Source organism: Streptomyces sp. NPDC059994 (genome assembly GCF_042737755.1).
In the GTDB taxonomy this organism is placed as follows: domain Bacteria; phylum Actinomycetota; class Actinomycetes; order Streptomycetales; family Streptomycetaceae; genus Streptomyces.
In genome coordinates, this window is sequence record NZ_JBHWUR010000079.1 from 1 (window position 1) to 22,352 (window position 22,352).

General features: G+C 73.0%; 19 protein-coding genes and 1 riboswitch. Of the genes, 8 read left to right on the plus strand and 11 right to left on the minus strand.

Annotated elements, in window-relative coordinates; genetic code table 11:
* Nucleotides 1–45: 45 nt before the first annotated feature.
* A complete protein-coding gene (locus ACFWA7_RS29245) occupies nucleotides 46–705 on the minus strand; it encodes an HAD family acid phosphatase (RefSeq protein ID WP_385543827.1) in 660 nt (219 codons plus the stop codon).
* Between the two features lie 383 nt (nucleotides 706–1,088).
* Between ACFWA7_RS29245 and ACFWA7_RS29250 the strand changes: the two genes are divergently transcribed.
* On the plus strand, nucleotides 1,089–2,399 hold the full coding sequence (locus tag ACFWA7_RS29250) for an aldehyde dehydrogenase family protein (protein WP_385543824.1): 1,311 nt from the start codon (nucleotides 1,089–1,091) through the stop codon (nucleotides 2,397–2,399).
* 77 nt (nucleotides 2,400–2,476) lie between these two features.
* Here ACFWA7_RS29250 and ACFWA7_RS29255 read toward each other — a convergent pair whose 3' ends face one another.
* Nucleotides 2,477–3,469: a helix-turn-helix transcriptional regulator gene (locus ACFWA7_RS29255; protein WP_385543821.1), complete on the minus strand. Its 993-nt coding sequence runs from the start codon at nucleotides 3,467–3,469 to the stop codon at nucleotides 2,477–2,479.
* 129 nt (nucleotides 3,470–3,598) lie between these two features.
* Here ACFWA7_RS29255 and ACFWA7_RS29260 point away from each other — a divergent pair, with 129 nt between their 5' ends.
* Entirely contained in the window at nucleotides 3,599–4,438 is an 840-nt protein-coding gene (locus tag ACFWA7_RS29260) for an NAD(P)H-binding protein (protein WP_385543818.1), read from the plus strand.
* Here the strand turns inward: ACFWA7_RS29260 and ACFWA7_RS29265 are convergent.
* From ACFWA7_RS29265 to ACFWA7_RS29290, 6 genes are all read right to left on the minus strand, one after another.
* Complete coding sequence (locus ACFWA7_RS29265; RefSeq protein WP_385543816.1) at nucleotides 4,431–5,588, minus strand: HoxN/HupN/NixA family nickel/cobalt transporter; 1,158 nt, start codon at nucleotides 5,586–5,588, stop codon at nucleotides 4,431–4,433. The genes ACFWA7_RS29260 and ACFWA7_RS29265 overlap by 8 nt on opposite strands.
* A 27-nt stretch (nucleotides 5,589–5,615) precedes the next feature.
* Nucleotides 5,616–5,824, minus strand: a riboswitch (cobalamin riboswitch).
* 127 nt (nucleotides 5,825–5,951) lie between these two features.
* Complete coding sequence (locus ACFWA7_RS29270) at nucleotides 5,952–6,152, minus strand: hypothetical protein (RefSeq protein WP_385543815.1); 201 nt, start codon at nucleotides 6,150–6,152, stop codon at nucleotides 5,952–5,954.
* A gap of 35 nt (nucleotides 6,153–6,187) precedes the next feature.
* On the minus strand, nucleotides 6,188–8,617 hold the full coding sequence (locus ACFWA7_RS29275; RefSeq protein WP_385826072.1) for a penicillin acylase family protein: 2,430 nt from the start codon (nucleotides 8,615–8,617) through the stop codon (nucleotides 6,188–6,190).
* A 179-nt stretch (nucleotides 8,618–8,796) separates the two neighbouring features.
* The gene (locus ACFWA7_RS29280) at nucleotides 8,797–9,150 is read right to left on the minus strand and encodes a peptidoglycan-binding protein (RefSeq protein ID WP_385826074.1); all 354 of its coding nucleotides are present in this window, start codon (nucleotides 9,148–9,150) and stop codon (nucleotides 8,797–8,799) included.
* 300 nt (nucleotides 9,151–9,450) lie between these two features.
* Entirely contained in the window at nucleotides 9,451–10,743 is a 1,293-nt protein-coding gene (locus tag ACFWA7_RS29285; protein WP_385826076.1) for a chloride channel protein, read from the minus strand.
* Complete coding sequence (locus ACFWA7_RS29290; protein ID WP_385826078.1) at nucleotides 10,740–11,294, minus strand: potassium channel family protein; 555 nt, start codon at nucleotides 11,292–11,294, stop codon at nucleotides 10,740–10,742. The genes ACFWA7_RS29285 and ACFWA7_RS29290 overlap by 4 nt, the downstream gene beginning before the upstream one ends.
* A 194-nt stretch (nucleotides 11,295–11,488) precedes the next feature.
* Between ACFWA7_RS29290 and ACFWA7_RS29295 the strand changes: the two genes are divergently transcribed.
* A complete protein-coding gene (locus ACFWA7_RS29295) occupies nucleotides 11,489–11,881 on the plus strand; it encodes an SHOCT domain-containing protein (RefSeq protein ID WP_385826080.1) in 393 nt (130 codons plus the stop codon).
* 24 nt (nucleotides 11,882–11,905) lie between these two features.
* On the opposite strand, the gene ACFWA7_RS29300 is transcribed toward ACFWA7_RS29295, so the two are convergent.
* Both ACFWA7_RS29300 and ACFWA7_RS29305 read right to left on the minus strand, forming a co-directional pair.
* Complete coding sequence (locus ACFWA7_RS29300; protein ID WP_385826082.1) at nucleotides 11,906–13,018, minus strand: alpha/beta hydrolase; 1,113 nt, start codon at nucleotides 13,016–13,018, stop codon at nucleotides 11,906–11,908.
* A 322-nt stretch (nucleotides 13,019–13,340) separates the two neighbouring features.
* Nucleotides 13,341–16,613 carry a tetratricopeptide repeat protein gene (locus ACFWA7_RS29305; RefSeq protein ID WP_385826085.1) on the minus strand — a complete coding sequence of 1,091 codons (3,273 nt, stop codon included), beginning with the start codon at nucleotides 16,611–16,613 and terminating at the stop codon, nucleotides 13,341–13,343.
* Between the two features lie 320 nt (nucleotides 16,614–16,933).
* Between ACFWA7_RS29305 and ACFWA7_RS29310 the strand changes: the two genes are divergently transcribed.
* Nucleotides 16,934–17,827, plus strand: coding sequence for a LysR family transcriptional regulator (locus tag ACFWA7_RS29310; protein WP_385826087.1), 894 nt, complete (start codon nucleotides 16,934–16,936; stop codon nucleotides 17,825–17,827).
* On the opposite strand, the gene ACFWA7_RS29315 is transcribed toward ACFWA7_RS29310, so the two are convergent.
* A complete protein-coding gene (locus ACFWA7_RS29315) occupies nucleotides 17,811–19,004 on the minus strand; it encodes an MFS transporter (protein WP_385826089.1) in 1,194 nt (397 codons plus the stop codon). The genes ACFWA7_RS29310 and ACFWA7_RS29315 overlap by 17 nt on opposite strands.
* A gap of 47 nt (nucleotides 19,005–19,051) precedes the next feature.
* Here ACFWA7_RS29315 and ACFWA7_RS29320 point away from each other — a divergent pair, with 47 nt between their 5' ends.
* The 4 genes from ACFWA7_RS29320 to ACFWA7_RS29335 all read left to right on the plus strand — a co-directional run bounded on the left by ACFWA7_RS29320 (nucleotide 19,052) and on the right by ACFWA7_RS29335 (nucleotide 22,342).
* Complete coding sequence (locus ACFWA7_RS29320) at nucleotides 19,052–20,458, plus strand: PLP-dependent aminotransferase family protein (RefSeq protein ID WP_385826091.1); 1,407 nt, start codon at nucleotides 19,052–19,054, stop codon at nucleotides 20,456–20,458.
* Nucleotides 20,459–20,644: 186 nt separating this feature from the next.
* The gene (locus tag ACFWA7_RS29325) at nucleotides 20,645–21,130 is read left to right on the plus strand and encodes an LPXTG cell wall anchor domain-containing protein (RefSeq protein WP_385543787.1); all 486 of its coding nucleotides are present in this window, start codon (nucleotides 20,645–20,647) and stop codon (nucleotides 21,128–21,130) included.
* A 52-nt stretch (nucleotides 21,131–21,182) separates the two neighbouring features.
* A complete protein-coding gene (locus ACFWA7_RS29330) occupies nucleotides 21,183–21,812 on the plus strand; it encodes an RNA polymerase sigma factor (RefSeq protein ID WP_385543785.1) in 630 nt (209 codons plus the stop codon).
* Nucleotides 21,813–21,823: 11 nt separating this feature from the next.
* A complete protein-coding gene (locus ACFWA7_RS29335; protein ID WP_385826093.1) occupies nucleotides 21,824–22,342 on the plus strand; it encodes a hypothetical protein in 519 nt (172 codons plus the stop codon).
* Nucleotides 22,343–22,352: the final 10 nt, after the last annotated feature.

The following is a 22,352-nucleotide window of genomic DNA, read 5'->3' on the forward strand; positions in this document are numbered from 1 at the left end:
CCCCGCGGCAGTGGCCGCGGGGCGCCGTCGTCCGTTACGAGCGGGTCAGGACAGCTTGCCGTCGTAGTCCGGGAGCTTGAAGGTGCGCTCGGCGTGACCGCCGACCAGGTCGGTCGTGTTGTTGCCGAAGTTGGCGATGATCGTGTAGCCGCGCGCCTCGATCTCGGCCCGCTTCTCCGTCTTGTACGTGCTGACCTCATGGAACAGATCCGGCAGGTCGCGTACGTAGAGGCCGGTGACGGGGTAGCCGACGGCCTTGAGGTTGTACGAGGTGAGGGACTCGATGATGCCGGGGCGGGCCGTCACGAAGAAGACTGCGACCCCCTGGGCACTCGCCTCGCGCACCAGGTCGCGGACGGACTGGATGGCCGGGGTCGGGAACGTCCAGAAGTGGTGGAAGTCCGTCTCCAGGGAGGTGTTGTCGATGTCCAGGACGATCGCCGGCTTCTCGCCCGCGGGCGAGGCGGCGATGCGCTCCTTGAGGTACGGGCGGGCGGTGTCCACGACGCCCTGGACGTCGCGCAGCCAGGTCGCGTAGTCGACACCCTTGAGCGCGGCGATCCCGCCGGAGGCGGAGGCCTGGGCCACCACGGAGTGCGGGGCCGCGGCGGGGGCCGCCTGGGAGGCGGTCGGCGCGGCGATGAGGGCGGTCGCCGCTGCGGCCACCGTGACGGCCGTGCGCGTCGTCCAAGCAGTGCGGTGCATGGGGGGTTGGTGCTCCTCTGTCGCGATGGTGGGAGGCCGTGAGGGACCCGCCCGGCCTCGACGATCGGCACGGGCGGCACGGAATTGGCATGCGCACGGCCAAGAATGATCAGCCGGTGGCGCAATGTCTACTGGTCGGTAGGAAACTTCTCGCATACACGGGGTGAATCCACGGGAAGGCCGCACGAACCCGCCCCATACGGAAGGCGAGCCGCCGGAAAGACGGGGCGAGCGCGGCCCACGCACAGGCGGGCAGGAGCCGTAGGACGCGCCGGGAATTTATTTTCCAACCTCAACTGTTGCCATATACATCGAGCTGATCCCGGCTCGACCCCGACGACAGCGCGGACCGACGGGTCCGCCTCCCCCAGCAGCGAGGCACCATGAACACCACCCCGGAGCAGCCCGCCGACACCGTCGCCCGGCTGCGCGCCACCTTCCGCACCGGCCGCACCAAGCCCGTCGAGTGGCGCACCACGCAGCTGCGACGCCTGCGCGAGATGCTCACCGAGCGCGGTACGGACCTGGTGGAGTCGCTCCACGCGGACCTCGGCAAGAGCCCCGCCGAAGTCCAGCGCACCGAGATCGGCTTCACCGTCCGGGAGATCGACCACACCCTGGACCACCTCGCGCAGTGGCTGCGCCCCGAGCCCGCGCCCGTCCCGGAGCACCTGGGCGGGGCGACGGCCTGGACGCAGTACGACCCGCTGGGCGTCGTCCTGGTCATCGCGCCCTGGAACTATCCGGCGCAGCTGCTGCTCACCCCGATGATCGGCGCCCTGGCCGCCGGGAACGCGGTCGTGGTCAAGCCCAGCGAGCTGGCTCCGGCCACGTCCGCCGTGCTGGCGCGGCTGCTGCCCGAGTATCTGGACCCGGACGCGGTGGCCGTGGTGGAGGGCGGCATTCCGGAGACGACCGCGCTGCTGGCCCAGCGGTTCGACCACATCTTCTACACCGGCAACGGCACCGTCGGCCGCATCGTCATGGCCGCGGCCGTCCAGCACCTCACTCCGGTCACCCTCGAACTGGGCGGCAAGTCACCGGTGTTCGTCGACCGGGACGCCGACATCGCCACGGCCGCGGCCCGGCTGGCCGCGGGCAAGTTCCTCAACGCGGGCCAGACCTGTGTCGCACCCGACTACGTCCTCACCGACCCGGAGACCGCCCGCGCCCTCGAACCGGCGCTGGCCCGGGCCATCGAGGCCCTGTACGGAGCCGACCCGCAGGCCTCCGCCGAGTACGGCCGCATCGTCAACGAGCGCCACTTCGACCGCCTGAGCGCGCTGCTCGACTCGGGCCGCGTCGTCACCGGCGGCCAGGGCGACCGCGCCACCAAGTACCTCGCGCCGACCGTCCTCGCCGACGTCGACCCCAAGGCGCCGGTGATGCAGGAGGAGATCTTCGGCCCGATCCTGCCCATCGTCACGGTGGCGGGCCTGGACGAGGCCATCGACTTCATCAACGACCGCGACAAGCCGCTGGCCCTGTACGCCTTCACCGAGTCCGGGACCACCCGCGAGCGGCTGGCCTCCGAGACCTCCTCGGGCGGCCTCGGCCTCGGCCTGCCGCTGGCCCATCTCACCGTCTCCGACCTGCCGTTCGGCGGCGTCGGAGAGAGCGGCATGGGCAATTACCACGGCCGCTACTCCATCGAGACGTTCAGCCACCGCAAGGCCGTGCTGGCTGCTGGGTGACGGCAGTGGGGGCCGGGACGGATCCCCGTTCCGGCCCCCTGTGCACCGGTGCACCCGCGCATGCACCTGTGTGACCGCTACACCGGGCCGTAGAGCGCGGCGAGTTCGGCCGCGAGCTGCGCGAGCCGCTCGCGGGCCCGCGGGGGTTCGAGTATCTCCACGCGCGCCCCGAGACCGGCCAGTTGCGCGGCCACGACTTCCGGGGACGGGCCGTCGATCTCCATCTCCAGCCATCCGTCGGCCCGTTCGCCGCCCAGGCGCAGGCGGCCGCCGAACAGAACGCCCAGGACGCGCCCGGCCGCGGGCTCGGCCCGTCCCCGTACGGTCGCCCCCCGCATCCGCTCCTCCATCGGGGCGGCCAGGGCGCGCCAGGCCGTGGCCAGATCGAAGCCGTCCGGCCGGACGACGGGGTCCGCGGTCACCTCGACCGAGGTGATCCGGTCGAGCCGGAAGATGCGCAGACCGTCGTGGACGGATCCGGCGGCCACCTCGTCTCCTCCCCGCGCTCCCTTCTCCGTACCGGCCACGAGATACGGGACTCCCGCCTTGGTGACGAGGCCCAGCGGGTCGACCGTGCGCGTACCGGCCGGGCTGCCGGGGCGGGCGTATCCGAGCCGGATCCGCAGGCCGTCCACCACCGCCCGTTGCAGCGCGTCCAGCAGCGGCGTGCCCGCGGTGACGGGCAGGCGCGACCAGTCCGTGCCGTCCGTGACACCTGCCTTCGACGCGGCCTCGGCGTCGGGCCGGAGCGTCGCGGGCAGGGCCCGCACCAACTTCCGCAGCGCGGTGCGCAGTTCGGGCGAGTGCGCCGACGGCCCCGCGACCAGGAACATCGCACGGATCTCGGCGGCGGTCAGGCCCGTGAGGTCGGTACGGGCCCCGCCGACCAGGGACCAGCCGCCGCCCCGCCCGTGCTGGGAGTACACGGGGATACCGGCGGCGGCCAGCGCCTCCAGGTCGCGGCGCGCGGTGCGCTCGGACACCTCCAGCTCCGCCGCCACCTCACGCGCGGTCACGCGTCCGCGCGTCTGAAGGAACAGCAGGGTCGCCACCAGACGGTCAGCTCTCATAGCGATCATTGTCCTGGGAAAACTGGCCAGGAGATGGCCAGTTTGGCTTCCAGGATGAGTGCAGACCGAGCGCGGAGAGATCAGCTGACTGATCAGGAGCCGCGCCGTACACACCATCAGGGAGAGATCATGATTGTGGTGACCGGAGCAACCGGGAACGTCGGACGACACCTCGTACAGACCCTGGCCTCGGCCGGCGAGTGGGTGACCGCGGTCTCCCGCCGCGCCCCGGCCGGGGAGACGCCGGGCAACGTGGAGTTCCAGCAGGCCGATCCGGCCCGGCCCGAGAGCCTCAAGCGGGGCCTCGACGGGGCCGACGCGCTGTACCTCCTCGTCCCCGGTGACGGCGAAGGCCTCGACCCGTACGCCATCCTCGACACGGCGCGGGCCGCCGGGGTCCGGCGGGTCGTCCTCCAGTCGTCGCAGGCCACTGCCACCCGGCCGCACTCCCCCGCGCATGCCCGGCTGCGCGCCTTCGAGGACGCCGTACGGGAGTCGGGCCTCCAGTGGACGGTCCTGCGGCCCAGCGGGTTCGCCTCCAACGCCTACATGTGGTCGCCCTCGGTCCGCTCCGAGCGGACGGTCACGGCACCCTTCGGCGACGTCGGCCTGCCCGTCATCGATCCGGCCGACATCGCCGCGGTCGCCGCCGTGGCCCTGCGCGACGGGAGCCACGCGGGCCGGACGTACGAACTCACCGGACCGGCCCCGGTCTCGCCGCGCGAGCAGGCCCGGGCGATCGGTGACGCGCTGGGGGCGTCGGTGCGGTTCGTCGAGCAGAGCCGGGCCGAGGCGCGGGAGCTGCTGATGCGTTTCATGCCGGAGCCGGTGGTCGAGGCCACGCTCGGCATCCTCGGCGAACCCACGCCCGAGGAGCGGCGGGTGAGTCCGGACGTGGAGCGCGTCCTGGGCCGGGCACCGCGTACGTTCACGGCCTGGGCGGCGGACAACGTCGTGGCCTTCAGATGACGTCCGCGGCCGGGGCGGCCTCGTCCCGGGCCGTGCCCGGCCCGCCCTGGCCGGGCCCCTCGGCGGCTGCGGCGACGCGCACCGCCCACCGCTGCTCGACCTTGGCGAACCGCCAGTACGCCAGGGCCGCGGCCCACACCGCGACGAACAGGCCGACGATGATGAAGCCCACGTTGTCCAGGTCGAGGTCCGCGACCCAGCCGGTGACACCGTCGCTCAGATCGAGCTTTTCGTGCAGGACGCCCACCAGCTCGATCGTGCCGATCAGGAAGGCCACCGCGATGGAGAGCCCGGTGATGGTGAGGTTGTAGAACACCTTGCGCACGGGGTTGGAGAAGGCCCACTGGTAGGCGAAGTTCATGAACGTACCGTCGATGGTGTCGAACAGGCTCATCCCCGCCGCGAAGAGCAGCGGCAGGCACAGCACGGCGTACCAGGGCAGCCCGGCGGCCGCCCCCGAGCCGGCCATCACCATCAGGGTGACCTCGGTGGCGGTGTCGAAGCCGAGCCCGAAGAGGAAGCCCAGGGGGTACATCTGGCCGGGCCGGGTGATCGACTTGGTGAAGCGGCCCAGGAGGCGGTTCATGAACCCCCGTGAGTCCAGGTGCTGTTCCAGCTCGGCCTCGTCGTACGTTCCCTCACGCATGGCCCGGAAGACCCGCAGGATGCCGACGAGGGCGAGGAGGTTGAGCGCGGCGATGAGGTAGAGGAACGATCCGGAGACGGTCGTTCCGACGACGCCGAGGGTCTGGTGGGTCGGCGAGTCATCGTTCATCAGGGTGCCCGCGAGCTGCGCGCCCCCGGCGACCAGCGCCGCCATCGCGACCACGACGCTGGAGTGCCCGAGCGCGAACCAGAAGCCGACCGACACCGGCCGTTTGCCGTCGGCCATCAGCTTGCGGGTGGTGTTGTCGATGGCGGCGATGTGATCGGCGTCGAAGGCGTGCCGCATGCCGAGGGTGTAGGCGGTGACGCCGAGGCCCAGGCCGAACGTCTTCGAGCCGACCTCGTAGTGCTCGGGCACGACGAGCAGGAAGAGTATGCCGAACGCCACGACGTGCAGGGCGGCGATCACCGCCAGCAGCCAGGCGGTGCGGACGGTGTCCTCACGCCGCCACTGGAAAGTGGCGGGCAGGGTGGGCAGGGTCATTCGTTCACGCTCCAGCACCTCGTGGATCATTACGCGAGATGCCGTGGCCGGTCTCCTGGCTTCCGGGGTATCGCACCGTCCCCGCCTTCCCAGCGGCCTCACGGCCGCCAGTGGCACAACGGGACGGGCTACCCGAAGCCGTTCATGGCCTGAACGGCATGGGGCCCGATCACAGTGGCGAGGGCCGCTCCGGTCTTGCACCGGTCTTCCCGAACACCACGGCTCGCCAACCGTAGGTGCGACCCGCCTCACCTGCAAGTCTGGCTGTGGACAGGGAGATTGCAGATCACCTTTCGAGCGGGCCGCCGGGGCCCGTCCGCCCACCTCCCAGCACGCGGCGGGCCCGCCGCTCGGCCCGACTCCTCACCCTCCGGTCGGCGCGGGGAACGCCGGGCGGCGGTCAAGGCGGGCGCGGACCTCGTCGGAGCCGAAGTGGTAGTCGATGCGTCTCACGGCCTCGGCCCAGCCGTGCGTGGTGCCCGCGCCGGAGGGCGCCTCGGTCACGAACGGGTCGGTCCACCGCTGCACCGCACGCCGCCACAGCTCCGCGGGCGGCTCCTCCACCGCGGGGAGGGCGCGGCCCGTTCGGATCGCCCCGGTCAGCCGTGCAGGGTCGTGGTCCGGAGCTGGGGATCGGACTCCGTCTCCGCCTCGGTGAACCGTTCCGTGACCCAGCGCTTGTGCGAGAAGAGGACGGCCTGGTCGGTGTAGTGGGGCGATTCGGGGTTGGCGGACTGCCCGTAGGTGAGGATCGTACGGGTGCGCGGACCCTGCGACGTCAGCTCCGTGGCCATGATGAAACTGGAGCCCGACGCGTAGTCCTCCGGGGAGTTCGGGCGGGTGGCGCCGCCGCTGCCCGACGTGGGCGACGCGTTCACGACGTTGAAGCAGCCCTCACCGCCGGAGCAGCCGGGCAGCGGGATCCCCGCCCAGCGCTGCACGCTGCCTATCGGCGCGTCCAGGGGCACCTTGTCGGCGGCCAGCCCGCGCACGGCGTCGGCCAGCGCGCGCCGCACCTGCGGATCGTCGCCGTTGAGCCCGCGCGGGGTGGTGAGCGGCTGGGCCGGGTCGTACGGAACGCGCCACCACGGGTGCCGGCCGCCCACTTGGGTGCGGAACGCCTGCCACAGCACGGCGCCGCGGCTGTCGGCGTCGTCGCGGGTGTCCCAGGCCGCGAGGACGCCGCAGGCGGCGCGCACATCCACCTCGGTGCCGTCGGTGGCGGTCAGGACGGGGTGCGCGCGGCACATCGCGACCGCGTCGTCGCGGCCCAGCTCCGCCGTGTAGTTGCGGTTACCGAGCATGCTCGCCCGCAGCGTGGACAGGGTGAACCCCGGCGTGCCGAGTCCGTCGGTGCCGTCGCGCCGGCCCGCGATCATCTGGAGCCCGAGCTGGGCGCGCGGCCCGAGCGGCACTCCGGCGCGGTACATCCGCGGGTAACCGGTCAGCGGCGCCGAGGGGTTGGTCAGGGTCGAGTCGTTGTTGGAGTTGGCCACGTAGTCGGTCCGGGTCAGCCGGGGCTGGTGGCCGGGGCCGAAGATGCCCGGCACGACCGCGTCGGGGTCGCTGCCCCAGTCGCAGCCCGAGGTCGAACCGTCGAGCACGCCCGCCACATCGTGGTCCTCGCCCGGCAGGGCGCACCGCTTGAGCCGGTCGTCGGTGACGTTCGGCACGGCGGAGGAGTCGTTGAAGTACGCGGTGCCGGTCGTGTCCGTGGCCATCGTGTACGTCCAGGGGATGCCCTGGTACGTCTGGTGCGCCTGCTTGAGCTGGGCCACGGACTGCGCCCTGCCGATCGCCAGCCACTCGTTCATCGAGCGCAGGTTGTCGGCGTTGGCATCCCTCAGCGCGTACGCCTCGGTGCGCGTCCAGCCCTCGGCGAGGACCGGCCCGTACCGGGAGGTGTAGAGGGTGGTGGTGACGGTGGAGGGCTTGCCGTCGGCGCCGCGGACCGTGACCGGTACGGTCCGGCGGGTCATCTGCACCGCCTTGCCGTCGACGAGGTAGCTCGTCGGGTCGCCGGGCGTGAGGGTGAGGCGGTAGAGCGAGGCGTGGTCGGTGTAGCTCGTGGTGTGCGTCCAGGCGAGGGCGCGGGTGTGGCCGATCTCGACGAGCGGGGTGCCGTAGATGCTCGCGCCCGCGACGTCGATGACGCCCGGGATCGTCAACTGCACCTGGTAGAAGCGGTCCCCGCCGATCCAAGCCAGGTGCGGGTTGGCCAGCAGCATGCCGTCGCGGCCTCGGGTCACGTCACGGCCGAGCGCCCAGCCGTTGCTGCCGAGGTCGTCGCGGCGGGGGCCGGTGCGCCTCGACGGGGTCGACGGGGTCGAGGCCGAGCCGCCCGCACCGGCGCCGCGCGCCGCCGTCGCCCCACGTAGCGGCTTCGTCGGCTTCGTGGCCTTGCCCGCGGTCGGCGGGGCCGCGGTGGCGATGGCCTGCTTGAGCGCCGTCGCCCCGGCGGCGCCGTTGACGTCGTAGACGAGGTTCCAGATGTCCATGGCACTGACCGGGCCGACCCAGGGCTTGCCCTTGCACGTCGGATCCGGCAGGTGAGCGGCGCCGGTGTCACGCAGATACCGGTTGTACCCGGCGGCGTACCCCTCGACCATCCGGCGCAGCTCGGGCGTCGGGCCGAGCGGCGCCGGGCGGTCGAGCAGCCGCCGGACCGTACCGGCCTGCCGCAGACCCTGGTGGTAGGTGTCGCTCGCCAGGTTGGGGGTGCCGTCGGCGGTCGTCTCCGTCGGGCCGAGGTATCTGGAGCGCTCGCCCCGCAACGTCGTTACCTGGTCGGCGAGTTGACACAGGTTGTCCTGCGCGAACGCGTACCCGTATCCGTACCCCAAGCCGCCGTAGTCGTGGGCCAGGACGTGTGGGATGCCGTACTCGGTGCGGCGGATCTGCGAGGTGTAGCCGTGGTCGCCCACCCGTTTGCCGTCCGGTTCCGCCGCGGCGGAAGCGGGCGCCGGTAACAGCGCGGCGGTGCCGGAGACGAGGCACAGCGAGGCCACAGCAGAGCCCAGTCTCCGCATATTTCGCGCCTTTTGGCGCCCCGTCAGATGATGTCGGTTGCTCAGCATGTGCTAAGCGTGCCGGAAACCCGGCGATCACCACATCAACCCGTCGACCGAACTTCGCGGCCGGGCGGTGGACCCTTGGATGTACACCCTGGGGTGGATCGGGCGCGCTGACCTGCGTGTTGGGCCGCTCCTCACCCGCAGGCGCGGTCCAGCAGACCGGCCCAGGTGCGGGGCCCGACCAGCCCGTCCACGTCGTGGCCGCGGTAGCCGCACACGTACGGGAAGCTCTTCACCGACTTGGTCGTCCCGCTGCCGAAGACGCCGTCGACGCGGGTGCTGACGCCCTGGTCGGTGAGCTTCTGCCGGAGGAACCGGACGCGGGTGCCCCGGTCGCCCCGGGAGAGGAACGGCCGGGTCTGCGCACATCCGGCGGCGCTCGGCGCCCGGGTGGCGGACGTGGCCGCATCGGCCGGGGCGAGCGTGCCCCCGCCGTCCAGTACTCCCGCGCTGATGAGGGCGACGACGAGGGGGCGTACCTGTTTCATGGGGCCTCCCGTGGATGGGGGCGACCGCGTGTGGCGCGACACGTGTCGCCGTACTCCGGCGGGGTGTCGGCTTGCCGCCGGAGTACGGCGACATAGGGAGCGGGGCCGGCGTACGGCGTCACACAGGGGGTGGAGATACCTCCTGCAACCGGAGCGGTAGGCGGCCCGGCTCTCCACCTGGTGCGGCAGCCGGCTGCCACCGGGTGAGGCGGGGCAGCCGCCACCCGTCGCTGTGCGGGCGGAGGCGCTTGCGCCGACCGTGGGCCGGGCCCTCCTGGACCACGCCCCAGCCCAGGGCCGTCAGCGCGCCGGCAGCAGCTCCACCGTGACGAAGGCGACCACGGCCGCCAGGATCACGACCGGCATCATGGCGGAGCCGCCCAGCAGGAGGACCACGAGGACCACACTGCTCACGGGCAGCCTCAGGACACCGACCGCGGCGGCAGCCATGCCCGCCGCCATCCCCGGTACGACTCCCAGACCCGGCAGGGGCGCGAGCAGCACCCCCACCGCGGCTCCCAGGAAGAGCGCCGGGAACACCGGTCCGCCGCGCAGACTGCCGAGGCACAGCGCGTAGGCGGCGCTCTTGAACAGGAGGACCGCCAGCAGCGCGCCGACACCCCAGGCGTGCGGGTCGGCGGCCAGTCCGCCCAGCGTGGCCTGCCCGGACGAGGCGACGTCCGCCGGCGAGCGGCCGGTGATCAGCGCATAGAGCGCGGCGCACGCCGCGGCGCCCAGGGCGCAGCCGATCGTACGGACCAGTGCGCGACCGGCGACGTACGCCGCGACCGACCGGCCGACCGCGAACACCGGGTGCAGGGCGACCGTGAGGGCCACGCCCAGGACCAGCGCCCAGACCACGTCACCCGCGTCCACCCGGGGGAAGGGCGTGGGCAGCTTCAGGGCCAGGCTGCCCGTCTCCAGGCCGGTCCAGCGCCCGAAGCCGGTGAACACCAGGGACCCCACCCCGCTGGACAGCAGGGCCGGGAGCATGACCGCGAAGAGCTGCGGGCCGCCGACGCCCGCGACCTCGATCAGGAGGACCGCGGCGACCAGCGGGTTGCCGAAGATCGCCGCGATGGCCGCGGCGGCTCCGGCCGCCCCCAGGAGCGTCGTGCTCTGCGGGGTCGCGGGAACCCTGGCGAGGTCCCTGAACCAGAGGGCGAGCCCGCCGCCGAGGGCGATCAGCGGCGCCTCGGGCCCCAGCACCGCGCCGAACGGCAGACACACCACCGCGGCGAGCAGCACACCGGGCAGCGCGGCCGAGGAGGCGCCGCCGGCGTGCAGTCCCGCGGCCGGGATGTGACCGCCCGCGCCCGGCAGCCGTCCCGCTACCAGACCCACCGCCGCCCCGGCGAAGAGGAGCAGGGGCAGTGGCCACCACCACGGCGGAAGGTCCCAGCCCAGGGTGTGCGGAAGCCCGGCCCACAGCACGTGTTCCAGTTCGTGCAGCCCGACCATGAACCAGAACGCGGCGAGGGACACCGGGATACCGATGAGTGCGCACAGCACGAGCGCCTTGAGATAGCCGGGCGCCCGGAGCATGCCCCTCAGCAGGTCCGCCTCCTGCGGCTGCGTCCCGTCGGCGGTCACGGCTCCTCCTCCGGGTACTCGGGGGCCTTGCCCCGGCGGCGCAGCCCGATGCGGACCGCGCCGAAGAGGACCTTGGCGATCACGCCCACCACGATCAGATCCGCGAGCATCTGCACGGTGGTCAGCACACGGCTGGTGCCGGTGGTGGGCGCGATGTCGCCGAAGCCGACGGTCGCGAACACCGTGACCGTGAAGTACAGCGCGTCGGTCCGGCTCAGCGGCTCCGAGAACGACGACGGCTGGTTGTCGGCGAGCAGGAAGTACGTCGCGGAGAACAGCACGAGGAAGAGCGGCACAGCGGTGGCCAGCGCCTCGATCGCCCGCAGCCGCGGATACTCCGCATGGGTGATGGCGGCGATCTGCCAGGCCGTGAGACAGCCGAAGAGCGCCAGCCCCAGCACGAGCATCACGGCGGCGCCGACGCCGAGTCCTCGGTCCAGCGGGGCCAGGTAGTACAGCGCGATCAGCAGAACCGCCGAGGCCACCGAGCGCAGCAGATGGCCGATGAGGGGGCGGCGGCGGCGCCGGTCGCCCAGGCCTGCGCGTTCCATGGGCCGCTCCGGTGTACGCGTGGTGCTGTCGGGCGCCCGGCGCGCCCGGCGCCCGTCCGCCCTCTGCTTCAGGAGAGACGGGAACGGACGGTCCCGCCACCGGAGGCGGAGGGACCGTCCGGCCGGCCTCCTCCGGAGTGCGACCTCGTCCTACCGAAGGTAGGAAGGGATCACCCCCGTGATCGGAGACAGGCATGGACGACTACCCACTCCTCAACCTCTTCTGGACGATGCTGTGGCTGTTCCTGTGGGTGATGTGGTTCTTCCTGCTCTTCAAGGTGGTCACCGACATCTTCCGCGACCACAGCCTCGGCGGCTGGGCCAAGGCGGGATGGCTGTTCTTCGTGCTCGTCCTGCCCTACCTCGGTGTCTTCGTCTATCTCATCGCCCGTGGACAGGGCATGGGACAGCGCGACGTGAAGCAGCTCAAGCAGCAGGAGGACGCGTTCCAGCAGTACGTCCGCAACGCGGCCGGAACCGGCGGGGGCGGTTCGGTGGAGGAGCTGAGCAAGCTCTCCGCGCTCAAGGACAAGGGCGACATCACTCCGGAGGAGTACGAGCGCGCCAAGGCCAAGATCCTGGCGTGAGGCCGGTGGGCCGCCCCTCCCGCCTCAGGGCGATGGCGTGGGTCCCTCGATCTGTTCGCTGATCCACTGCATGCTGCTCGCTTCCATCCCCTTCACATACGTCACAGCGTTGTGTCGCCCGCCCTGGATGACTTCGAGGTGGGTGTGGATCGGGCCCTTGTTCCCGTAGGTGGCGATGTACTTGTTCACCTTGGGGATGACGGACGACTCCTTCGTCCCGTACTGGAAGGCGAGGTACACGTCCGGCCCCTTGGCGGCGATCAGCCGCTTGGAGAGCACCTCGGGGTTGTTCTCGGCCTTCTCTTCGGGGTGGCCGTTCCACAAGCGCGAGTCGGGGACGATGTCGGGGCCGGAGGCGATGACGGCCTTGAACTTGTCGGGGTGCTTCAGCACGGCCTTGAGGCCGGCGAAGCCGCCGGAGGAGGAGCCCATGAAGGCCCAGCCGTCGCGCGACTTGATCGTGCGGAAGTTCTGCCGCATGAGGTCGGGCACGTCCTCGGTCAGCCAGGTGCCCATCTTGGGCTGGCCGGGGATGTCGCTGCCGTCCCAGTAGAGCCCGCCGTCGTCGGGCTTGGGGTTCAGCACCGGCATGGCCAGCAGAAACGGTTTGCCCTTGCCCTCCTCGGCCCACTTGGAGATGGACGACTCCAGCTTGAGGTTGTTGTCCATCCAGTAGTTGCTGGGGAAGCCGGGGCCGCCCGGGAGTGCGATCAGGACGGGGAAGCCGCTCTTGTCGTACTTCGGGTCGTCGTACTCCTTCGGCGCCCAGACCCACACCTTGCCCGTGAAGCCGGACTTCTTTCCGGTGATCTTCACGACGCCGACGTGCGTCCCGTTGCCCAGCGTGCTGGCGATCTTGAAGTCGGCGGCCGGTCCGGTCGGCATCAGGGTCTTGGAGTCCACCGGCTTCCGCGGGGTGCCGTCGCCCTTGTTGTCGATCTTGCCGTACGAGATGGGGTCGCCCTTGTCCGTGAAGGGCGGTATCTCGAAGTAGCTCATGACCGGCCAGGCGATCGCCCCGAGCAGCCCCACGCAGACCACGGCGACAAGCCATCGCCGGGCCTTGGAAGCGCGGCGGTGGCCACGGGACTCATAGGTCTCGGCCCCGTTCCTGGTCTTGGTGGACGTGTGCGACATCAATGGCTCCGGCATGCTTCGGCCCCTCGGGCACGACGGTCGTGTTCCGCCTCCGGGGATGGACAAAGCAGATGCAAGGGTTCCAAATTTGCCGAATCGTGATCAACGCTTGACGGGGAGCGGACCGACACGAAAGGGAACGGACCCAGAAGATCACCGCCGAGATCACCGCACTCGGTGGCCGGATCGCCGCTGGCGGCACATTCAGGAGGAGATCGTCAGCGGCCGCCCCCGCGCTGGTTCTCAAGCCGCGCCGGTTGACGCCGTCGCCCCGACTGGACGGGCGGAGCGAACCCCGGCCCGCCCGCCGACAGCACGACCGCTACTGGAGCGGCCGCCGCCCCCGCGCGATACGGGCCTCGATGCGCTGGGCGTCCGGGACCTGGAGTGCGCGGGTGAGGTCAAGCGCGTGGGTCAGATGCTCGACGGCCTCGTCCGGCCGGTCCAGTTCGTCCAGGCTCTCGCCGAGGCCTTCGAGGGCGCGGGCCTCCTCGTACGGCGACCGGACCTCACGGGCCAGTTCGAGGGCCCGCCGGTGGGAGCCGAGGGCGTCGGCCGGAGCCGCGTCCGCCCGCTGGACCGTGCCGAGGGTGTTGAGCGCCTCGGCCTCGCCTCCGAGGTCCCCGATCTCCCGGCACAGCGCCACGCTCGCGATGGCGTTCTCCAGGGCGTACGCGTGGCAGCCGCTCAGGACCCGGACCTCGGCCAGATACATCAGCACATAGGCCTGCCCCATACGGCTGTTGAGGGAGCGGACGGCGTCGAGCGCCTCCTGGAGGTCCTTCTCCGCCTCCGTCAGCCGGCCGGTGCGCTGCTTGATCCTGCCAAGGTGCGCGAGCGCGTTGGCCGCGCCCAGGCGGGCGCCGAGTGACCGGTAGAGGCGCGACGCCTGCCCGACGCTCTCCAGCGCCTCTTCGTACGCCCCGGTCAGGCGCAGTACGTCTCCGAGGTCGCTCAGCACGTTCGCCTCGCCCAGCTCGTTGCCCAGATCGCGGAAGAGCGCCAGGGCCCGGCGGTGGCAGGAGACGGATTCCGCGTACGCGCCGGTCGACTTGCGTACGTCACCGAGCGCGGTGAGCGCGTTGGCCTGGCCGAGGCGGTTGTCCAGGGCGCGGTGCAGTTCCAGCGCGCGTCCCATGCTGTCGGCCGCCTCCGCGAAGCGTCCGGTGAGCTGCTCGACGTGGCCGAGCTCGATGAGCACCTGGGCTTGGCCACGCGCGTCCCGGTTCTCCCCGAACAGGCGTAGAGAGTGACGCAGCGAGCTCTGCGCCTCCTCATAGCGTCCGGTGCGGCGCAGGATGGAGGAGAGGTCGTGGAGCGCGATGGCCTCGCGGCCCGGGTCCCGCAGGCCGCGGAAGATGTCGAGGGCGGCCAGCAGGTTGCTCTCGGCCGGTTCGAACTCGGCCTGGAGCGTCTCGATGACCGCGGTGTTGCGCAGCGCGACGGCGCGACCGAGCGGGTCCTCGGTCAGGAGCGCCGCGCCGAGCGCCGTCCGGTGCAGCGCGAGGGCGTCGCCCCAGTAGCCCTGGGTGCGCATGAACTCCGCCATGACGGCGGGTAGTTGTACCGCGTGCTCGCCGTGGCCGTGGCGGGCCGCGTGGGCGACCGCCGCGCTCAGGTTGGCGTGTTCGGCCCGCATCCAGGCGAGCGCCCGCCCCTCCTCCGCGACCGGCGGCAGAGCCGGCGGGGCAGGGGTGCGGGGAGTGCGGGCCGGGGTGTCGTAGCGGGCGAAGGAGCGACTGGCTCCGAGGGCCGCGTGCAGGTAGTAGCCGAGCTGGCGCTCCACGGCCTGCGCCGCGTCGGCGCAGTCTCCGGCGTCGTGCTCGGCGTCGGTGAGGGCGCGCGCGTAGTCGCGCACCAGGTCGTGCATCCGATAGCGGCCGCGCGAGGGTTCCTCGACGAGATGGTGGTCCTCCAGCTCCTCCAGGAGGCGGCGGGCCGTCGGCAGGTCCGTGCCGTGGAGCGCGGCGACGGCGTACGCGTCGAAGTCGAGACCCGGCTGCCGCCCCAGGCGGCGGAAGAGCAGTTGCTGGTCCGGGGAGAGGTCGCGGTAGGAGAGCTCGAAGGCGGCCCGTACGGAGACGTTCTCGGAGCTGAGCGCCGCCAGGCGGCCGCTCGCGGCGGCCAGGTCGGCGATCACGTCCTCGGTGCTCCACGCGCGGTGGTGGCGCAGCCGCGCGGCGGTGAGGTGCAGGGCCAGCGGCAGGTGTCCGCAGAGCCGGGCGAGTCCGGCGCAGCCGGGGTGCTGGGCCGTCAGGTCCGCGCGCCCGGCCTTGGCCACGAGGAGCCGTACCGCCCGGTCCTCGGTCAGCACGTCCAGCGTGACCGGCACCGCGTCCGCGAGCGCGACCAGCCGTCGGCGGCTGGTGATCAGGACCAGCGACCCCGGCGTCCCGGGCAGCAGCGGCTCCACCTGTTCGCTGCCGCGGGCGTCGTCGAGGAGGACGAGGTAGCGCCCGCCCGCGAGTTTGCCTCGCCACATCCCGGCGCGCGCGGAGAGGTCGGCCGGGATGCGCTGAGGGTCGGTCCCCAGGGCGAGCAACAGGCTGGTCAGCGCGGTGCCGAGGTCGACGGGCGGCGTTCCGTGCGTGTGCGCGTGCAGGGAGAGGAACAGACTGCCGTCGGGGAAGTCGGCCGCGAGGCGGTGGGCGACGTGGACGGCGAACGCGGTCTTGCCCACTCCCGGCATGCCGTCGACGGCATGGATGCCGACCACGCCGGAGGCTCCGGCGGATCCGTCGCGTACCGCCGAGACCAGGGCCTCGACCTCGCGCTCGCGGCCGGTGAAGGCGGCGACGTCGCGGGGCAGGGACGTCGGTACGGTGGCGTCGGCGTCCGGGGCCCGCGCGGGCGGCGGGGCGTCGTCGGTCAGGATGTCCAGGTACGCGGTGGCCGCGTCGGGGCCCGGCTCGACGCCCAGTTCGTCGATGAGTGTGCGGCGCAGCCGGTGGTAGGCGGCGAGCGCCTCGGCCCGCCGTCCGCCGCGGTGCAGCACCCGCATGACCTGTACGTGGAAGGCCTCGCGCAGCGGGAACTCGACGACCAGACGGGACAGCTGGGGCAGCAGTCCGTCGTGCCGGCCGCACCGCAGCTCCGCGTCGCAGCGCCATTCCAGCGCCTGCATCCGGGCCTCCTGCCACTGCCCGAGCCGGGCGCGCTCGTCTTCGGCGAGCGCCGGGAACTCGTCGAGCGGGGTGCCGCGCCACAGCGCCAGCGCGGTGTCCGCTTCCCGTACGACGGTGTCCCAGTCCTCCGCCAGGCGCGCGGCCCGTGCCGCGTCGAGGCGCTCACCGAAGACGCGGGTGTCCAGCTCGCCCTCCTCGACGTCCAGGAGCATGCCTCCGGGCACCGCCCTGATCCGGGTCTCCTCGCCCAGCGAACGGCGCAGCCGCAGCAGGTGGTTGTGGAGCGAGGCGCGGGCGGTGGCCGGTGGGCGCTCGCCCCACAGCGCCGTCTCCAGCCGGGCCAGCGGTACCGCACGGCCGGGCGTGAGCAGCAGTGCGGTCAGCAGCGCCCGGCCCTTGGGCGACGCGGGTGTCCGCTCGACCCCTTGATCGTCATGGACGGACAGCGGACCGAGCAGCCCGAACTTCACGTGTTCTCCCGCGTATATCGGGCCTGGCCGGGCCCCCGTGGCGTGCATCGTAGCGCGCCACCTGCGCTGAACATGTCAGAGGTTTCCCGGGCGCGAAACAGGCCTGGTCCGACGTGATCTGGCGGGACGTCGGTTCAGCTGGTTCAGCCAGATGGTTCAGAGGGGGGTCGGCACCCTCCGTGGGCCGTGCCGTCCAGGTCCGGATCCCCGACGGCGCCCACGGACGGGTTGCCGCCCCGCGCTCAAATCCTTGTGGGCGACCGCTACCCAAGTCAATCCTCTGGTTTTCTTTCAAAGATCCAAGCAATAGCTTGGAGTTCATGACTCTCGACGACCTCCGCGTTTTCGTCGCCGCCTGCGGGAGCGGCAGTCTGAGCGCCGTGGCGCGCGATCTGTCCCGTACGCAGTCGGCGGTCAGCCAGCACGTCAAGCGGCTGGAGGCCGAGCTCGGCCTGCCCCTCCTGGAGCGCCGCCCCCGGGGCGTCGCCCCCACCCAGGCCGGGCGCATCCTGCAACAGGCCGCCGCCCAGGGCATCGGCCAGTTGGAGCTGGCGCTGCGTCAGCTCCGTGAGCTGAGGGAGGGCGACGGCGGCACCGTCCGGATCACCACCGGAGCAACCACCGTGCGCCACTTCATGTCCGACGGGGTCGTGCGGTTCCGCCGTGCGCATCCCCACGTCAAGCTGGAGTTCCGTACCGAGAACTCCAGCCGGGGCTGCTTCAGCGCCCTCGCCGCGGGTGAGTCCGACCTCGCCTGGATCACCATCGGCACCCCCGCGCGTGGCATCGAGCAGCGCCCGGCCGTCGAACTGCCCTGGGTCCTCGCCGTCCACGCGGACGACCCCCTCGCCCGCAGGAGCAGCATCGAGGCGGCGGACCTGGCCGGGATCCGCCACATCCAGCTGCCCGCGAACTCGACGTCCCGCCGCCACCTGGAGGACCAACTCGCCTCGCAGGACATCCGGTTGGCGTCGACGACCAGCGTCGCGGACTGGGACACCGCCATCCTGCTGGCCGAACTCGGGCTCGGCCACGCCGTGGTGCCGGCGCTGCCCGGATGGACCACTTCCGGCCAGGGCGCCCTGCGCTTCGTACCCCTGCCGATGCTGCCGCCGCTGGCGGCGGGCTGGGCGGTGCGCCAGTGGGACGCGCTCGGCCCGCTCGCCCAGGAGTTCGCGGGCACGGTCGTGGACAGCCTCACGGGCGCCGCGTAGCAGGGCCGGTACGGCGGTCGCGCACCGCCGGGACGGCCGCGACCAGCATCAGCACGCCGGTGAGCACGAACGCCGAGGAGTAGCCGGTACGGTCCGCGAGTACCCCGAACCCCACCGCGCCGACGCCCATCCCGCCGTCGTACGCCAGGTTCCACAGCGCGCTGACCGTGCCGTAACTCGCCGTGGAGACACGTGCGTACATCAGCGTCAGGGTCGCGTTCTGGGCGATGCCGAAGCCCGCGCCGAACAGGGCCACCCCGCCCACCACGGCGACGGGCGTGCGGATCAGCGCGGTCAGGAGCACCCCGGCGGCCGACAGGAGCAGACCGGGCAGGACAAGGCGGGCGGCGCCGTGCCGGTCGCCGAGGCGGCCCGCCCACCAGCGGCCCGCCGTCGAGACGGCGGGCTGTACGAACAGGGCCGCCGTGGCCACCGCGCTCATGGACGACGGAACGGCGAGCGGGACGAAGGTGACGACGATGCCCGCCGCCACGGCGGTGGCGGCGAAGGTCACCCCGGGCCGCACCAGGGCGCCGGTGCGCAGCCCCGCGAGCACGCCCACCGACTCACCGTGCATCAACTCCCGGTCGGGCAGCCCCGGCACGGAGGCGATCGCCACCAGCGCGACGGCCGCCGCGGCGACCGAGACCGTCCCGTATCCGACATGTGCGCCGAGCCAGACGCCCAGCGGCAGCGCCACAAGATTCGGCACCCCGCCCACCACGCCGACCAGGGCGAGCCCCTCGCCCCGGCGCTCGGCCGGGATCAGCGTCGCGGTCAGCGCGCCACCCGCGACCAGAGTGAGCGCGAAGCCCAGGCCGCGCAGGAAGCACACCGCCACGATCCACGCCATGGTCCCGGAGACGGTCAGCGCCAGGGCGGGCGCACCCAGCAGGAACAGCCCCGTCGCCAGCGCCGGCCGATAGCCGTGGCGGGCGATGAGCCGGGGCGCGCCCAGCTCGCCGAGGACCGTGGCCAGCATCAGCGCGCCGGTGGCGAGGCCCGCCGTGTCGCCGCCCGCGCCGGACTCGCGCGCGTACAGCGGTACGGCGGACAGCAGCAGGAAGAAGCTGGCCGAGGCGCCGACCATGCTGACGAAGCGAAGCATCAACGCCCGTGTCAGGAGCGGCGGTCGAGCGGGGGCAGCCGGGGTGCGGGAGGGCAGGGAGGTCGTCATACGGCCGACGCTAGGGACCGGCCGGACCACCGGTAAGCTCCAATTCCATGGCTGTCCAGTGGTCCGGTCGCACTCCCGGCCTGCTGCTCGCGCTCGACCGCGAGAGCGGCGAGCAGCTGCGTGCGCAGCTGGAGCGGCAGGTGCGCGAGGCGATCCGCTCGGGGAGGCTCCAGGTCGGCGAGCGGCTGCCGTCCTCGCGTGAACTCGCGCTCGGCCTCGGGGTGTCGCGGGGCCTGGTGCAGGAGTGCTACGCCCAGCTCCAGGCCGAGGGATACCTCGTGACCCGGGTCGGTGCCGCGACCCGGGTCGCGGCCGGTGCGCACATACCGCCGGCGCCCGTGCCGCCGCCCGGGACCGGTCCCGGGCTGCTGGCCGACTTCCGCTGGGGCGTTCCCGACCTGGGCGCCTTCCCCCTCGACGACTGGCTGTGGGCGCTGCGTGAAGCGGGGCGTGCCATGCCGACGGCGGCGCTCGACTACGGGGACCCGCGCGGCAGTCCCGTCCTGCGCGAGGTGCTGGCCGGATACGCACGCCGGGTGCGGGCGGCGGCGGCCGACCCGGAGCGCATGGTCGTCTGCTCGGGCTACGCGCAGGGCCTGGGCCTCGCGCTGCGGGCCCTCGCCAGCGCGGGTGTGCGCACCGTGGCGTACGAGGACCCCGGCTCGCCCGCCACGGTGTCCGCGGCGGCGGCCTCGGCCGGGCTCTCGGCGGTCCCGGTGCCGGTCGACGCGCACGGCGTCGACGTGCGGGCACTGGCCGCGACGGACGCCCGCGCGGTCGTGCTGACCCCCGCCCACCAGTGGCCGACCGGGGTGGTGCTCTCCCCCGGGCGGCGGCGCGAGCTCATCGAATGGGCGGTGCGGCGGGACGCGTACGTCGTCGAGGACGACTACGACGCGGAGTTCCGCTACGACCGGGAGCCGGTGGGGGCGGTGCAGGGGCTCGCCGCGGACCGTGTGGTCTCCATCGGCACGGTCAGCAAGTCCCTGGCGCCCGCACTGCGCATCGGCTGGCTGCTCTGCCCGCCCGCGCTCGCCGAGGACGTCGTCGAGCACAAGCGGCTGAGCGATCGCGGCTCCCCCACCCTGGACCAGCTCGCCCTGGCGCGGCTGATCGAGTCCGGCCGCTTCGACCGGCATCTGCGCCGGATGCGCACCATGTACGCGGCGCGGCGCGCCGCCCTGCTCGAAGCGCTCGCCGAGCATGCGCCCGGCGTCGAGGTGAGCGGCCTCGCGGCGGGCTTCCACGCGGTCGCGCACCTCGACGGTGCGGCCGACGAGGGTGCCGTGATCGCCGCCGCGCGGGCGCGGTCCGTCGGCCTGTACGGCATGAGCCCGTGCCGCTCGACGGGCGCGACGGCCCCGCCCCGGCTGGTGCTGGGGTTCGGCAACGTGGGCGGGCGGGCGATCCGCGCGGGGGTGGCGGCGGTGGGGAGCCTGCTGGCGGGGCGGTGAGGCGTGCGGGACGGCCCCCTCCTCGCGGCCCTGGGCGCGGTGACGTGCCCGGCCGCAGCGTCCGCGCCCCCGCCTCGGGCGTACGGAAACTTTCTTCGGGTCACCGGCAACCCCGGCCTCCGCCGCACGTCGTCAGGGGTGAAGGGCGTCGTCCGGCGCCGTTCAGCCGACCTGGAGACGTCCTACGTGAACACCACGAAGCACCACCGCCGCGCCTTCGCCCGAGGGGCCGCCGCCACCGGACTGCTGGCCGCGCTCGCCGTCCCCGCTCTGGCCGGGACGGCCCACGCCGACGGCGGGACGCAGCCGCGGCACCTGGCCGCCGGCGGGGCCGTCCCCCCGTCCGCCGGGCCGAGCGCGCCGCCCTCCGCCGAGCCCAGGCGGCCCGCGCCCGGCAAGACCCCCGCCTCCCCGGACCAGCAGCCCTCCGCCATGCCGAGCGCACCGGGCAGCCGTTCCGAGCCCGCCCCGAGCGCGCCCCCGACGAAGGCTCCGGCGAAGGCTCCGGCGGATGCCGTGCCCAGCGCCGTGCCCTCCCCTTCGACACGTCAGGACGAACTGGCCCATACTGGCTCGTCCAAGACCAACACGGTGCTGGGTGCCGGGGCGGGTGCGCTGATCGCCGCGGGCGCCGGGACCGTCTACGCCGTCCGGCGGCGACAGAACCACTGAGGCGCAGGACGGCCCCGCCGCGCGGGGCCGCGCCGTTCCACCCGAGGAAGTGATGGAGTACACCGCCGTCCGGTACCCGGCGCCGCCAGGGCGCTTCGGCCCGCGCGCCTTTCTGCACTGGCTGCTGCGCCGGGACCGGCTGGCCACCGGCCCGGCGCGCCCCACCGCCTTCGGCGGGTACGGCCCTGACACCTCGCGGCCGACCGTCAGCGAGCTCTACCACGCGCACCGGCTGCGCATGGTGCACCTCGCGGTGATGCTCGTGGACGACCGGGCCACGGCCGAGGACGTGGTGCAGGACGCGTTCACCGCGCTGTACCGGCGCCACGGCGAGCACATCGCCGAGGTCGACAACGCGCTCGCCTATCTCCGTACGGCCGTGGTCAACGCCTCCCGCTCGGTGCTGCGCAGACGGCGCACGGCGCGCGCGTACACCCCTCCCCACGAGGCCGACGCGCCCTCCGCCGAGGAGCGGGTCGTCCTCGGCGAGGAGCACCGGGAAGTCCTGGCCGCGCTGGGGCAGTTGAGCGCGCGGCGCCGTGAGGTGCTGGTGCTGCGGTACTGGGGCGAGCTCACCGAGGCCGAGATCGCGCAGACGCTCCGGATCAGCCGGGGCTCGGTGAAGTCACTGGCGAGCCGTGGCCTGGACGCACTGGAGAAGATCCTGAAGGAGCGGTCGTGAGAGGAGTGGACATGAGCGGCCAGGAGACCCCCGAGCGCCCCGTCGAGGCGCGGCTGCGGCGCGCTTTGGCGGCCCGCGCGCAGACCGTGACGGTCCGCGATCTGCGTCCGGCCGACCCGCCGGGCCCGCATCTGCGCCGGACCCGGCTGCCGGGGCCGCGGCTTCACGCCCTGCCGATGCGCCGTCTCGCCCTGCCGCTGGCCGCGCTGGCCACCGTGGCGGCCGTGGCGATCGGTTACGTGGCGATCGTCCCCGGCGGTGCGCCGAGCCGCCCGCTGCCCGCGTCCACCCCGGGCCCTGTCTCCCCGCCGCCCGCGCCCCGACCGTCCGGGGTCGACTCGCCCCGGCCGGAGCCCTCCCGGCCGCCGACAGCGAAGCCGGCGGAGAAGGGGCGGACGGGCGGGCCGTCGGCTCCGGCTCCGGGCACCGCCGAGCCGGGCAACGGCACGCGGAGCAGGGCACCGGATGAACCGCCCGGCCGCCCCTCGGCCCAACCGTCCGGTACATCTTCGGAACCGGCGGTCCGCTGACGGCAACTCG

Coding starts and splice junctions, on each gene's coding strand:
- ACFWA7_RS29245 (WP_385543827.1), bottom strand. CDS start 705: ATGCACCGCACTGCTTGGACGACGCGCACGGCCGTCACGGTGGCCGCA.
- ACFWA7_RS29250 (WP_385543824.1), top strand. CDS start 1,089: ATGAACACCACCCCGGAGCAGCCCGCCGACACCGTCGCCCGGCTGCGC.
- ACFWA7_RS29255 (WP_385543821.1), bottom strand. CDS start 3,469: ATGAGAGCTGACCGTCTGGTGGCGACCCTGCTGTTCCTTCAGACGCGC.
- ACFWA7_RS29260 (WP_385543818.1), top strand. CDS start 3,599: ATGATTGTGGTGACCGGAGCAACCGGGAACGTCGGACGACACCTCGTA.
- ACFWA7_RS29265 (WP_385543816.1), bottom strand. CDS start 5,588: ATGACCCTGCCCACCCTGCCCGCCACTTTCCAGTGGCGGCGTGAGGAC.
- ACFWA7_RS29275 (WP_385826072.1), bottom strand. CDS start 8,617: ATGCGGAGACTGGGCTCTGCTGTGGCCTCGCTGTGCCTCGTCTCCGGC.
- ACFWA7_RS29280 (WP_385826074.1), bottom strand. CDS start 9,150: ATGAAACAGGTACGCCCCCTCGTCGTCGCCCTCATCAGCGCGGGAGTA.
- ACFWA7_RS29290 (WP_385826078.1), bottom strand. CDS start 11,294: ATGGAACGCGCAGGCCTGGGCGACCGGCGCCGCCGCCGCCCCCTCATC.
- ACFWA7_RS29295 (WP_385826080.1), top strand. CDS start 11,489: ATGGACGACTACCCACTCCTCAACCTCTTCTGGACGATGCTGTGGCTG.
- ACFWA7_RS29300 (WP_385826082.1), bottom strand. CDS start 13,018: ATGTCGCACACGTCCACCAAGACCAGGAACGGGGCCGAGACCTATGAG.
- ACFWA7_RS29310 (WP_385826087.1), top strand. CDS start 16,934: ATGACTCTCGACGACCTCCGCGTTTTCGTCGCCGCCTGCGGGAGCGGC.
- ACFWA7_RS29315 (WP_385826089.1), bottom strand. CDS start 19,004: ATGACGACCTCCCTGCCCTCCCGCACCCCGGCTGCCCCCGCTCGACCG.
- ACFWA7_RS29320 (WP_385826091.1), top strand. CDS start 19,052: ATGGCTGTCCAGTGGTCCGGTCGCACTCCCGGCCTGCTGCTCGCGCTC.
- ACFWA7_RS29330 (WP_385543785.1), top strand. CDS start 21,183: ATGGAGTACACCGCCGTCCGGTACCCGGCGCCGCCAGGGCGCTTCGGC.
- ACFWA7_RS29335 (WP_385826093.1), top strand. CDS start 21,824: ATGAGCGGCCAGGAGACCCCCGAGCGCCCCGTCGAGGCGCGGCTGCGG.